Raw genomic sequence first — 12,989 nt, 5'->3', positions numbered from 1 at the left:
TTGGCGGATGCGGTCTAAGCTCTGATGGATCGCAAAAGCCCTTAAGTTTCACGGAGGAAAGACTATGTTGCTGTTGTGGTTATTGGTTCTGGTGATCGGTGCGGCCTACCTTGCCCACCGGCGCATTGCCGCCGTGCCGGCGCTGGCCCTGCTTGCAGGGTATGTGCTGCTGATGGGCATTTTCAGTCACGCCCCCGGCTGGCTACTGGCATTCTTCTGGCTGGTGCTGGGAGCCAAGGCCGCACTGGTACTGCTGCCGGAGCTGCGCCGCAAAGTCTTCAGCGGCCCGCTGTTCGCCTGGTTCAAGCGCACCCTGCCAGCGATGTCGCAGACCGAGCGCGAGGCTATCGATGCCGGCACCGTCTGGTGGGATGGCGAACTGTTCAGCGGCCGCCCGAACTGGAACACCTTGCTCGATTACTCCAAGGCCGAGCTGACTGAAGAAGAACAAGCCTTCATCGACGGCCCCACCGAAGCGCTGTGCGCCATGGTCAGCGACTGGCAGATCGGTCAGGACCTGGACCTGCCGCCAGCCGCCTGGGAGCACATCAAGTCCAACGGCTTCTTTGCCCTGATCATCCCCAGGGAATATGGCGGCAAAGGCTTCTCGGCCTATGCCCACTCGCAGGTGGCGATGAAGCTGGCCACCCGCAGCGGCGACCTGGCCTCGACGGTCATGGTGCCCAACTCCCTCGGCCCGGCTGAACTGTTGCTGCACTACGGCACCGACGCGCAGCGCCAGCATTACCTGCCGCGCCTGGCACGCGGCGAGGAAATCCCCTGCTTCGCCCTCACCGGCCCGCTGGCCGGCTCCGATGCTGGCGCGATGCCCGACACCGGGGTTATCTGCAAAGACCAATGGCAAGGCGAGGAAGTGATAGGCCTGCGCCTGAACTGGGAAAAGCGCTACATCACCCTCGGCCCGGTGGCGACCTTGCTGGGCCTGGCCTTCAAGGCCTACGACCCGGAGCATCTGCTGGGTGAGGAGGAAGAGCTGGGTATCAGCCTGGCGCTGATTCCGACCGACACTCCCGGTGTCGAGATCGGCCAACGCCATTTGCCGCTGGGCGCCGCGTTCATGAACGGGCCCAACAGCGGCAAGGATGTGTTCGTGCCGCTGGACTTCCTTATCGGCGGCCAGGACATGCTCGGCAAAGGCTGGATGATGCTGATGAACTGCCTGTCGGTCGGCCGCTCGATCTCCCTACCGGCGGTGGGCACCGGCGCGGCCAAATACACCAGCCTGGTTACCGGCCAATATGCGCGGATTCGCGAACAGTTCAACGTGCCATTGGCCGCTTTCGAGGGCATCCAGGAATCCCTGGCACGGATCGGCGGCAATGCCTTCCTGATGGACAGCGCTCGCCTGCTCACCGCCAAGGCCGTGGACCTGGGCGAAAAGCCCTCGGTGCTCTCGGCGATTCTCAAGTACCACCTGACCGAACGGGGCCGCGAGTGCATTCAGCACGCCATGGATGTGCACGGCGGCAAGGGCATCATCATGGGCCCGAACAACTACCTGGGGCGCAACTGGCAGGGTGCACCGATTTTCATCACTGTCGAGGGCGCCAACATCCTCTCGCGCAACCTGATGATCTTCGGCCAGGGCGCGATCCGCTGCCATCCGTTCGTGCTCAGGGAGATGGCCCTGGCCGGGCGTGAGGACCACGACCAGGCGCTCAGGGAGTTCGACCAGCTGCTGATGCAGCACGTCGGCTTCGCCGTCGGCAACGCCGCCAGCACCTTGGTTCTCGGGCTGGGCCTGGGGCATTTCGAGAAAGTACCGGGTGACGCCCTGAGCCAGGGCTACTTCCGCGCACTCAATCGCCAGGCCGCGGCCTTCGCCCTGCTCGCCGACTTGTGCATGATGCTGCTCGGCGGCGAACTCAAACGTCGCGAACGCCTGTCCGCGCGCCTGGGTGATGTGCTGAGCCACCTCTACCTGAGTTCGGCGGCGCTCAAGCGTTATCACGACCTGGGCTCGCCGGAGCACCTGCAACCGCTGCTGAGCTGGGCCCTGGAAGAAAGCCTGGGCCAGGCCGAGAAAGCCCTGGACCGGCTGCTCGACAACTTCCCCAATCGCTTCCTTGGCTGCGCCCTGCGCCTGGTGGTATTCCCGTTCGGCCGCCGGCACACCGGCCCGAGCGACGCGCTGGATGCCGAAGTGGCCGCGTTGATCGGCCGCGCCAAAGGCGATCCAGCGCTGGAAGAGCTGCTTGCCGGCTGCTATCGCCCGCAAGATGCCGACGATCCGGTGGGCGCCCTGCAGCAGGCCTGCACCTTGCTCGACGAATGCGCACCGCTGCATGAGAAGCTGCGTCAGGCCCTCAAGACTGGCCAGGTCAGCCCGACGCCCGGTGAATCGACCATCGAGGCGGCCCTGCGCGCTGGCGTCCTTCAGGCCACAGAAGCACACACCCTGGAGGCCGCCGAAACAGCCCGGCGCCGGGTCATTGACGTTGATGCCTTCAGTAAAGAAGAACTGCAGCCCACGCCGGGCAAAATTCGTTAACGGCCGGGACATCGGGCGCCGGGAGCCGTATACTCCCGCGCCCGTTTTTGCTCAAGAGGACTGCCAGCATGGCTACCGATCGCCTGGAATACCATCTCGCCCTGCTTACCCACCTGCGTACCATTCTGGTTGCCCTGGGTGAAGCCGAGCAGGTGCCGGAAGAAAGCCACGCGCTGTTCCTGGAGCGCTTCGACGACCTGATGCTGCAGATGCCCGTCGACCCGGAGAGCATCTACCTGGGTCAGGACCTGATGTGCCAGGTGATCCAGCGCTACCCGCAGATCGCCCACCTGGTGCCACGTGACCTGCTGTGGTTTTTCGGTGGCGACTGTCTGCATTACATGCCCGACGAAGAGCAGCAGATGTACCAGACCCTGGAAGAGCGCCGCTACGAAGCGGAGCAGAACGACGAACCGTTTGACTGGAACCAGGAAAAGCAACTGCTGAGCATGTCTGACGACGACAGCAAGCACTGAGTGGCAAAGGTGCGCAGGGCTGAAAAATGCCCTGCCGCACAGCAGTCCCGATAAAAATCAGGACGAAAAAAAACGCCGTTCAAGCGAACGGCGTTTCTTTGTTTGGAGCGGGAAACGAGACTCGAACTCGCGACCCCGACCTTGGCAAGGTCGTGCTCTACCAACTGAGCTATTCCCGCAAAATGAAGCAACCGGCTGTGCCGGACAGAAAAAAGGCCATCGGCCTTCTTTCCAACGCATGCAGTACTCAAATACTGCGACGCCAAATTTGGAGCGGGAAACGAGACTCGAACTCGCGACCCCGACCTTGGCAAGGTCGTGCTCTACCAACTGAGCTATTCCCGCATTGGCGTCCCCTAGGGGACTCGAACCCCTGTTACCGCCGTGAAAGGGCGGTGTCCTAGGCCACTAGACGAAGGGGACACACTACAACATTCACTCCCTGCCGCGTTGCGCTGTGTGCTTTACGCTGCAAGTGGCGCGCATTCTAGGGATGCTGATAAAGCTCGTCAACTCCTTTGTATAAATTTATTTAAATCAATGACTTCCACACTGGCAAAGTAACTGCCCCAAGGCCATTGCCAGCCCGTGGCAGGGTGGGCAATGGCCTTTTGCTTGAAGTTTCTCAACTAATCCGGATACCGGGATACAACGGCCCGATCTGCGCCTCCCAGCCCTCCCCACCTCCGTTCATATCCTTGAAGACTGCCTGCTGCCTGGGCCAAGGGAAACCTGGAACCAGTCGCTGATCCCTCGCCCAATACCTGCCGCCAGGCCAACCGATCTGGGCGAGCCCGCCGCCTCCATACTGGTTATAGATTTCCCGCAACTCCGACAACCACAGACGCTGGTCCCCACCGACAATGTATTGCGATGAGCCCATCAAGTTCATCCTGCGAACATTCTGCACCGTCACGCTGTAACTGCGGGACTGCCCTGCACTGTCGCTAACCGTAATGGTTGCCGAACCATTGGCACGCGACATCACCGTGCCGTTGCCATCGACGCTGGCCACATTGGCGTTGCTCGAACTGTAGCGCAGCGGCGGCGTACCACCCGACGCCAGTCGTTGCCGGGAAGTATTGGCCGGTCGGCGACTGGGGCCCTGGCCGTTATCGGCCCGCACATAAATCACGCCATTGAGGAGCATGAGGCTGGTGTCGATCACTAACGGTGGCCGCGAGTCGACAATCACCCGCCATGGCGCAGAGACCGGTTGACTGCCATAGAGCCCCTTGGCCGTGAAATCATGCTGTCCGACCGACAGACCGTTGAGCGCCGCCTGCCAGGTGCCATTGGCAGGCACCGTTAGTGTTTGTTTCGCCGCTCCGTTGTCCAGGATCTGAACCTGCAACCCGCCTTGCGCGGTGCCATGCAGCGTCACTGCCGTGGCATAGGTACGGCCGCCGTTGCCAATCGCCGTGCCGTTGCTGTCGAGAACCCGGGTAATCACCGGGGTCACGCCCTGGCGCACTTCGAAGGTACGTGGCGCAGACTCCCGGCCACTGCCGTACAGCGCTGTGGCCTTGACGCTGTAGCGCCTGATAGTCAGGCCGGTCATGATCAGGGTCCAATCGCCCGCACCGTTGGCCGCTGTGGTTCCGGCCGACACCAGCCCCTCGAAGACCTCAATGCGCTGGCCAATGCTCGCCTTGCCCGACAAAGTGACACGCGAATCGAAGGTAAAGCCGCCTTCGCCCACCTCACCCTGGGAGTCCCTCACACTGACCAGGGTCGGCAGCACTTCTGCCACCACACTGAACGAACGGATATCCGATTCCTGCCCACTGCCATACAACGCCTTGGCCCTGAGCCGGTAAGGCCGGACTGTCAGCCCCTGCAACGAATGGGACCAGTCGCCGCTGGCGTTGGCCGTTACTGTCGCAAGCGAAGTCGTACCGTCAAACAGCTCCACGCGCTGACTGTTACTGGCCTTGCCGGCCAGGATCACCGAGGTGTCCACCGTCGTGCCCGCCTCGGCGACCTCACCGCGTGAATCACTGACACTGGTAATGCTCGGCTTGATATCGACATAAACCGTGAACGTACGCAGCGCCGACTCCTCACCATTGCCATACAGTGCCTTGGCCCTGACGCTGTAGGTTTGCGGCGCCAGGCCGGACAGCGTCAGGGTCCAGTCACCGCTGGCAGTCACTCGTGCAACCCCTTTGGAATCCGCCCCCGCGAAGATCTCCACCTGCTCGTTAGCACTGCCCTTGCCCCCCAAGGTAACCGAGGTATCGACCGTGGCGCCGCCATCGCCGAGCTCGCCTCTCGAATCCCTGACGCTGTCGAGGGTCGGGAACACATAATCGACCACACGGAAGCTGCGCGCGGCCGATTCCGCGCCACTGCCATACAGTGCCCTGGCCTTGATTACATAGACTTTGACCGCCAGACCGCTGAGCGACAGCGTCCAGTTGCCCTGGGCATCGGTACGCACGGTATCGAGCACAGCCTGCCCGTCGAGCACCTCCAGCGGCTGATCAATACTGGCTTTACCCGACACAATGATCTGGGTATCGACCGTTGTCTGCCCTTCGGCCAGTTCGCCCCTGGAGTCCATGACACTGGTGATTGCCGGGTTGACCGCGGCCACAACCTGGAAGCTCCGCACTTCGGACGCCCATTCATCCCCATACCTGGCCCTGACCTGCAGGCTATAGCCTCTGATCGCCAGCGCGGTTCGTGGCAGGCGCCAGTTGCCTTCGCCATCCACCGGCACCACGCCCCACGATTGAGCCCCCTCGAAAATCTCGACTTCCAGCCCGGCGCTGGCCTTGCCCGATAGAGTGACCGCAGTGTCCACCGTAGCCCCGCCATCAGCGACATCGCCCCGCGAGTCGTCCACGCGGGTGATACTCGGGATCAGCTGGGTGACCACGGTAAAGCCCCACACTGGCGACTCTGTACCGCTGCCATACAGGGCTTTGGCCTTCAGCTCGTAACGCCGGGGCAACAGATCCATCAGCGGGAAGCGCCACACTCCCAGATCATTCGCCCCCGCCCGCCCGAGCACGGTATCGCCGTCGAGGAGCTCGACGCCCATCGACACCCGTGCCGTGCCGGTAACCGTGACGGCGGTGTCGACACTGATGCCGCCGTCGGCCACCTGGCCCCAGCTGTCGATAACGTTGGTGATGTCTACCGGAATCGGTGTACCGATATAGAGTTGCAGGACATTCGATAGCCTGGTCTGACTACCGCGCTTGAGTGAGTACAAGACATTGACGGTGGTGCCACGCGATACCTCGACCAAGGCGGAAGCAATGCGGAAACTCACCGGACGTCCCTTGGATGCCTCGGTTACCGGCAGCCAGTCGCTGACTGTGCCATTGGCGTAAACACTCTGCCAGTAATAGGTGAGCACGTCGCCCGCCTCTGTGTCGGTGTATTCGATCCGCACGGTGGCGCCGTTGGGGATGATCGCCTCTGGATCGAGGACATCGCCGTCGGCCTCCGGGACAACCGGTGCAGGCAGCTCGTGGCGCAAGTTGAGTACCGTGAAGTAGCTGCGTGCCGATTCGCGGGTAGCGTTTAGGTCCGCGTCGGTGACACGGTAATACAGTTCCAGAGTTCCGCCATCGAGCACTGCGATATGTTCGGCCGCTACCAGGATCTCGATGGCATTGTCGACATCATTGGCGCTGACATCCTCTTCTACCTCGTGCAGGTAGACGCTGCCATCGGCACGCTTACCCTGCCAGATCAGCTTGACGACATCACCGACGACCATCCCCGGATAAGGGCCAAGCCTTACCCATGCGTGTTCCAGCCGGCTGTCCAGCAAACCGTCGACCGCCTGCAGGATGAGTGGCGCAGGCAACTCGGAAAGCTCGCCGATGATCCTGGCGAACGCACGTTTGGAAGATTGCGGCGGCTCACCACTGGCCTTTCTCAGCACGTAGGACGCATCCCCCGTGCCCGAGGCGATTGCGCGGATATCGGCATTGGGGACCTTGAAGTCCAGAGCCACGGGCGGCTTACCGATCTGCACCGACTCAGTGTGAACGAGCGGCGCCCCGATCTTCGGCGTGCCAACCCAAGTGAATTCGATGAAGTCACCTTCGGCATAAGGATCGCCATCTACCCAGACCGTTACGGTGACATCATTCGGCCCCAAAGCGATCAGGTCGATCGCCCCATTAACCGCCTCCCTGATGATCGGTGCCGCCAGCCGCCAGGCCCCCGCCTCTACTTTCACAGCAGTGAAACGCGACCAGTCGGAGGAATAGTTCCAGACCTCGTCGTAGACTTCGTAGTTCAGTTGCAACGCAGCGCTATCCCCACCGGCCAGGATCGCGTCCTGGTCAACCAGGATTACCACCGGATCCTTGCCAGCCGCTTCGCTCTCGCTGATCTGTCGCGGGATGCGCACGCTGCCCCAGCGCAGTACCACGGTATCGCGGGCGGCCCGCTCGGGGTAATAGCCAATGGTGACCGGAACGCCTTTGGCCGCCCACTCAGCGGTGACGCCGTTGTCGATAACGTCCTGCGGCACTTGTGGCACCGGCAGTTCGGAATGCCCAGGCTTGTGCGGTTCCTTATCGACACCGGCGGGCCGGTTGAGTTTGACCCGCAAGCGCAAGGGCACTGAGTCCTCTGCCACCGTCGCACCCTGGCGCAGCAGCTGGAAGTGGATGTCCTCTACCCACCCCTCGTTGAAGCGATCTTTAGGCAGGTGGAAGAAAAGCCGCTTGCCCTCGTCCGCCTGATCCACGATCAATTCCAGTATCCGCTCCCCTTCAATGGACACTGTCAAGCGGTCGCCTTTGAGCATGTCCAGATAGGGGTCGATGACCGTCAGAACACCCGACGGATCGTCTTCCACGATGGCGATGTTGAGCCCCGCGTCACCCTGTTCGACCGGGGTGACCATGCTGGCAATGAACAACGGTCGCAGTGCCAGAATGCCCAGTTCTTTGCGATTGGGAGGAAAAAGGCTGGCGCTGAAGATTCTCATGGCGACTCCTTGCCGGGCATGGCTGGTGGGAAGATCAAAACATTCAACAAGCAGTGCCCCGAGACTGGTGGGGCAGTCATAGGCTGATCAAGCGGGATCAATGCCCAACACCTGGCAAATCTCACTTTCAGGCTTGCCATCGGCGTTTTTATCAACATTGCTGTCATTGAGGTCGTAAACCCACGCTGTGCCAGCGCCAATCTGGTCTGCTGTCCAGTAGAGGTAAGGCAAATACCCCAGGTAGTCGCCAACAGAGTGGGAGTCGGACTGATAGAGGCGCCACAGGCGTTTGATCCGTTCCAGCGACGCCGGTACCCGTTGAGCCGCGTCACAAGCCCTACGGCTACTTGCCCAGTCCGATCCTGGGCTAACAAAATGCACCCGGCTGTAATCTTTTATGTAGGGCTGTTGATAAGCGGACTGTGGCATGCCTGTTTACCCATAAGCGTTGGAGATTTTCGCTGCGCACCCTGATGCCGCCGTGTCAGGCAGCCTCAATTGCCGCGTTGATCGTGCGCTGGGCGTTGAGCGCACGCCCACGGGTCGCCGAGGAAGCACGGTAGGTAACGAACCCATCCAGTTGTTTGCGGACCGCCGAGCTGTCACCACCGCCTGCTGCCTGCCCCCATGTCACCACCCGGCCATCACGCCTCAGGGCAACAAAACCATGGGTGTTGCTGTAAATGGCCTGGACATCGACCAGGTCAGCAAGCACTGGCGCGATGTTGCCTCCGACAGTCGTGCCGCCCCAGGCCTTCACGGTGCCATCGCTGCACAATACGGCGAACGCCTTGGAGGAGCCTGTCACCTGGACTACATTGGTCAGGTCGGCGATTTCATCAGGAACCACGCCCCCCTCCGCCGCCGTGCCACCCCAGGCGACCACAGAACCATTGGCGCGCACCGCAGCGAATACGTTCCAGTTGGAGGCCACATCGACGATGTCAGTCAGGCCTGCAATACCCGACGGCAGGTTTCCACCATGGGCCGCGCTGCCCCACGCCAGCACATGGCCGCTTTCGCGCTTGACCACAAAGGCGCCCGCATTGGCGCTGCAGATTTCGACGATATCGGCGTAATCGGCAACGGGAGCGGCATTGCCGCCGTAAGCGGCATCGCCCCAGGCCACGACAGTGCGGTTACCGCGCAAGGCGGCAAAAGCCTTGAAATTACCCTTGATATCGACAATGTCATTCAGTGAGGCGATTTCGGGCGGAACCTTGCCACCCGAGGCCGCAGCGCCCCAGGCGACCACCTGACTGGTAGCGCGCAAGGCAGCGAACGCGGTACTCGCCCCCACCACCTTGACGATATCGGTGTAAGCGCTGATTGGAGCCGGCACCGTGCCACCGGATGCGGCAACGCCCCACGCCACCACCTGCCCGGAGGTCTTGATGCCGGCAAAGGCGACACCGTTGGCCACCACCGTGGTGAAGCCGTCTGGCGAAACGCTGCCCATGTTGCCGCCGTTGGTCACGTTGCCCCACACGGTGACAATCCCGCCGACCCGGCGTATTGCATAGGCACTGGTGGTGCAACTGACCTCGACGATGTCATTGAGGGTGCGGATCGTCGGATCAATGCTCGCACCGAAGGCGGCATTGCCCCAGCCACGCACCCGCCCGTCATCGCGATGGGCAACAAACGCGGCGGTGCCGTTTACCGTGGTATCGGCACCGCTGCCGATGATATTGGCCGGGTTGAGCGTCACTTGATCATTGTTGGTGCGTACCTGCAGCGGCAAATGCGGCTGAATATCGCGCCAACGGTTGGCGACCGTCCATTGCGGGTCGGTGGAATACTTCCACTCTGCCTGCAGCGCTTTATTTAGGTCGTTGGCGTCAAAGGCCTGCAGATAGCGCGGCGATCCCGAAGAGCGATAGGTGCTGCGGTTGAATCTGGCCCCAAGGATTTTCAACTGCCCGCCACCGATAATCACCCGCACATCGTATTCAGCGATTGGCGAAGGCTCTGCCGGTCCGCTGCCACCGCGCTGCACGTGGTACTGCAGTTCGATGCTGGCATTTTCATTGGCCTTGATGACCGCGTAGTCCACCTTGAAGCGCTGCACGCCAACCGACACCACCGGGTGGGTCTTGTCGTCGCCTGCTTTGCCGGCAACCACAACCCGGACCTTGTCGCCAGGCAGCAACCGGGCCTCACTGCCGATCACCACCGTGGCCCCCGCCGTTACCGTGTTGGGATCAATCACACCTTCAGCGTTCGCTTCGGCAATGGTTGGCGCGGGTAAAGGCGGTGCCGCACTTTCCTTTACCGTGAAATGCAGCACCGGTGTCCGCAGTTCGCCCTCCTCAACCCGTTCGACTCGACAAATCACCGTGACGTTATTGTTTTCGTTTTTCTTGAGCTCGGCATAAGGCACGGGGAAGACCACAGGCTTGCCAATCATACTGCCGTCGATTCGCTTACCTGCAGGTTTATAGCTATTGCCCTTGTTGTCGGTCCACTCCAGATAGACCACATCGCCGGCGTCCATCCCCGTGTAGTCCTTGAGTGTGGCCGTTGTACCGTCGGGTACGTCACGCAGGTCGAGGCTGCCTTCGGCTACCCCGTCGACAGTGACCGGCTCGAGTTCAGGTTCAGGCTCCGCGCTTTTAACCACCCGGAAGCTCAGGTCCTCGGTACGCGCTGTACCTGAAGCCAGCTCTACCCGGCAGATCACCGTGACCCGATTGTTGAGGTTCTTCTCTATCTCGGCATAGGGCACAACAAATGGCACAGGATTGTCGACCATACTGCTGGTGATATCCGTCCCTTCGGGTTTGTATTCATTGCCCTGGTCATCCGTCCACTCCAGATAAACAACATCCCCGGTGTCCATGCCTGCGTAGACAGCCAGGGTGACGTTCGCCCCAGCGCTGACCTCTTTGAGGTCAAGTTGCCCCTCACGCTCCTGGGCGACAGTCACCGGCCCGAGTTGCTGCTCTTGCCCCCCGACTCGCAAGGTCAACACATCGGATTCGCTGATACGCCCCCCGTCATCTGCACGCACAACCCAGTAGGAGGCCTCTACCGTACCGTTCAGGTTGTCCGTGACCTTATCTTTGGAAATTGCCAAGGTAAACAGGTCACGCCCGAAGTTGTTCTTGGTGATCCTGATCCAGTCGGTAAAAAGGCCGGTCTGCGAACCCTTCCAGGAAAAATGCAATTGGTCGTTAATGGCGATCCCGGCATAGCGCTTTACTTCAATTCGAGTGCCAGAGACTGGCAAGTTTTCGGGATCGGACTCGATGATGTCCGCATCTTTGACATTCGGTGCCGGCAACTCTTTCCGGGGGACGCCCACGTTGTATTGCGGCGTAACAAGCGACTTGCGCGCGACGCCATCGATGTCAATCAGCTCATAAAAAAGCTGCAAGGTCCCGCCCTCAAGGAACCTGAGGTGCTCGCCGTCGACGATGAACTTGATAGGCAGCTTGAGGCTGGCATCGTTATTGCTAATGTCATGAGGCTCGATCTCCGGGAAGTACGGCGACAGGTCGGGCCTTGTACCCTGCCATGTCAGCCTAATCGTCTGGCCCTCCTCCATGGTCTCATCCCAAGGCACTTCGATGGTGGTCATCGGCAGTTGCGGATCCAGACTGCCGCCCACGGCATCCTTGGCCTGCGGCGCGGCCAGTTGCACAGGTTCACCGACGATACTGACGAATCGCCCCTTGGCTTGCAGGAGCGCGCCACCGGCCTTTTTCAACTGGTACCTGAACACCGCTTGAGTCTTGGCCAGGCGGCGTACATCACGGTTGGGCACCGGAATTTCGATCACACTGGGGACGTTATCAACCACCTGCGGAGGATAGCTGATATCAACCGGCTGCCCGTCGGCGCTGGTACCCATAAGGGTGACGATGACTTCATCGAGTTCCTCGAAATTTTCCGCCAAGGCAATAATCTGCAGCGTCGCTGGGTTAGTGCCCAACGTATTGAGATCCAGGATGTTGTTTCGCGCTTCCTTGACAATCCCGGCAGCCAGCCGTGAGCCACCAGTGTCAACCACCACGCGAACCTCGGCACTCCAGTCCTCGGACTGATTGTCCACCAGGTCGTAAACTTCAAAGGCGACTGCCAGGCCGCCATTGTTGAATGTCTCCCCCGTATCGATCACCTGCCCAGTCTGGGGATCCTTCCTAATGAGCTTCTGCGCAGTGACGTTCTCCGAGTCCCCGGCCGCCAGGATGGTCGCCTCGTCCACCGTGATGACGATGGCTGTGTTGGCCTCGACCTCGGCCTGGGTCACGGTGTGGTAAACGAATTGCCCGCCCCAGGTCAGCCGGATCACATCGTGCTCGGCCATGAACGGGTACGGCTCGAGAGTGACGGGTACACCTTTTTTGGCCGTCGCCGCGTCCACCCCATCGTTGATGATGTCCTGCGGCAAACTCAGTTTCAGCTCGGAATGCCCCGGCTTGCTGCCGTCCTGGTCCTGGCCACCGGGACGGTCCAGATTGATCAGCACAGAGGTGAGTGCAGAGTCCTCGGGCACCTGACCGATCCGCGTGACCTTGTAGCCAATGGTGGTGATGCTATTGGTCAACCGATTGGGCGCGATGAAAAGTGTCTGGCGCTTGCCGGCCTCGCCGTCCCCAATCGGCTTGCGGGTGACTTCAGTGCCCCCCAGCAGCACCGCAACACTGTCGCCCCTGTCCATTTGCGGCCAAGGCGGAACGAACAGCTGCAAGCCCTGCTGGGGGAAATTGTCGCGGGCCGCCGCGAGGTTGATACCCCACTCGCCACTGGGTACCGGTCCGGTTCTGCCAGGAATCTCCAGCTCGACCAACTGCTGGATACCTGACTGGGCAAACAAACCCTGCACCAGGCTTGATTCACTACCCTCTTCGGGCACACCTTCCTCTGGCAGAACATCTTCTGACAACGCCTCTTCTGACGACATGCTGGCCACCCTGTTGGTTGAGCAGGTAAGTGCCAAGTATTGAATACCGGTCAGGCAATACTTCCAACTGGCATTTTTATCAGGCACTCGAAACCCTCCCTGATATCAGCGCATATTTCATAACTTCAA

At 61.0% G+C, this 12,989-nt stretch carries 5 protein-coding genes and 3 tRNA genes; 2 read left to right on the top strand and 6 right to left on the bottom strand.

Annotated features, from left to right (window positions below; translation table 11 throughout):
- Positions 1 to 64 precede the first annotated feature (64 nt).
- A complete protein-coding gene (locus NPS47_RS03360) occupies positions 65 to 2,512 on the top strand; it encodes an acyl-CoA dehydrogenase (protein WP_274293682.1) in 2,448 nt (815 codons plus the stop codon).
- 68 nt (positions 2,513 to 2,580) lie between these two features.
- Positions 2,581 to 2,988, top strand: a complete 408-nt coding sequence (locus NPS47_RS03355) for a PA2817 family protein (RefSeq protein ID WP_274293681.1) — start codon at positions 2,581 to 2,583, stop codon at positions 2,986 to 2,988.
- A 103-nt stretch (positions 2,989 to 3,091) separates the two neighbouring features.
- Here the strand turns inward: NPS47_RS03355 and NPS47_RS03350 are convergent.
- The 6 genes from NPS47_RS03350 to NPS47_RS03325 all read right to left on the bottom strand — a co-directional run bounded on the left by NPS47_RS03350 (position 3,092) and on the right by NPS47_RS03325 (position 12,860).
- Positions 3,092 to 3,167, bottom strand: a tRNA-Gly gene (locus NPS47_RS03350).
- A 90-nt stretch (positions 3,168 to 3,257) separates the two neighbouring features.
- Positions 3,258 to 3,333 (bottom strand) — tRNA-Gly (locus NPS47_RS03345).
- Positions 3,334 to 3,335: 2 nt separating this feature from the next.
- Positions 3,336 to 3,411 (bottom strand) — tRNA-Glu (locus NPS47_RS03340).
- A 202-nt stretch (positions 3,412 to 3,613) separates the two neighbouring features.
- Complete coding sequence (locus NPS47_RS03335) at positions 3,614 to 7,951, bottom strand: Ig-like domain-containing protein (RefSeq protein WP_274293680.1); 4,338 nt, start codon at positions 7,949 to 7,951, stop codon at positions 3,614 to 3,616.
- Positions 7,952 to 8,038: 87 nt separating this feature from the next.
- Complete coding sequence (locus NPS47_RS03330; protein ID WP_274293679.1) at positions 8,039 to 8,380, bottom strand: hypothetical protein; 342 nt, start codon at positions 8,378 to 8,380, stop codon at positions 8,039 to 8,041.
- A 55-nt stretch (positions 8,381 to 8,435) separates the two neighbouring features.
- Positions 8,436 to 12,860 carry an RCC1 domain-containing protein gene (locus NPS47_RS03325; protein ID WP_274293678.1) on the bottom strand — a complete coding sequence of 1,475 codons (4,425 nt, stop codon included), beginning with the start codon at positions 12,858 to 12,860 and terminating at the stop codon, positions 8,436 to 8,438.
- Positions 12,861 to 12,989: the final 129 nt, after the last annotated feature.

Source organism: Pseudomonas putida, from assembly GCF_028682475.1.
Classification (GTDB): domain Bacteria; phylum Pseudomonadota; class Gammaproteobacteria; order Pseudomonadales; family Pseudomonadaceae; genus Aquipseudomonas; species Aquipseudomonas putida_AG.
The sequence above is the reverse complement of the archived record's forward strand: the minus strand, read 5'-3'. Positions and strand labels throughout refer to the sequence as shown.

Coding starts and splice junctions, on each gene's coding strand:
- NPS47_RS03360 (WP_274293682.1), top strand. CDS start 65: ATGTTGCTGTTGTGGTTATTGGTTCTGGTGATCGGTGCGGCCTACCTT.
- NPS47_RS03355 (WP_274293681.1), top strand. CDS start 2,581: ATGGCTACCGATCGCCTGGAATACCATCTCGCCCTGCTTACCCACCTG.
- NPS47_RS03335 (WP_274293680.1), bottom strand. CDS start 7,951: ATGAGAATCTTCAGCGCCAGCCTTTTTCCTCCCAATCGCAAAGAACTG.
- NPS47_RS03330 (WP_274293679.1), bottom strand. CDS start 8,380: ATGCCACAGTCCGCTTATCAACAGCCCTACATAAAAGATTACAGCCGG.
- NPS47_RS03325 (WP_274293678.1), bottom strand. CDS start 12,860: ATGTCGTCAGAAGAGGCGTTGTCAGAAGATGTTCTGCCAGAGGAAGGT.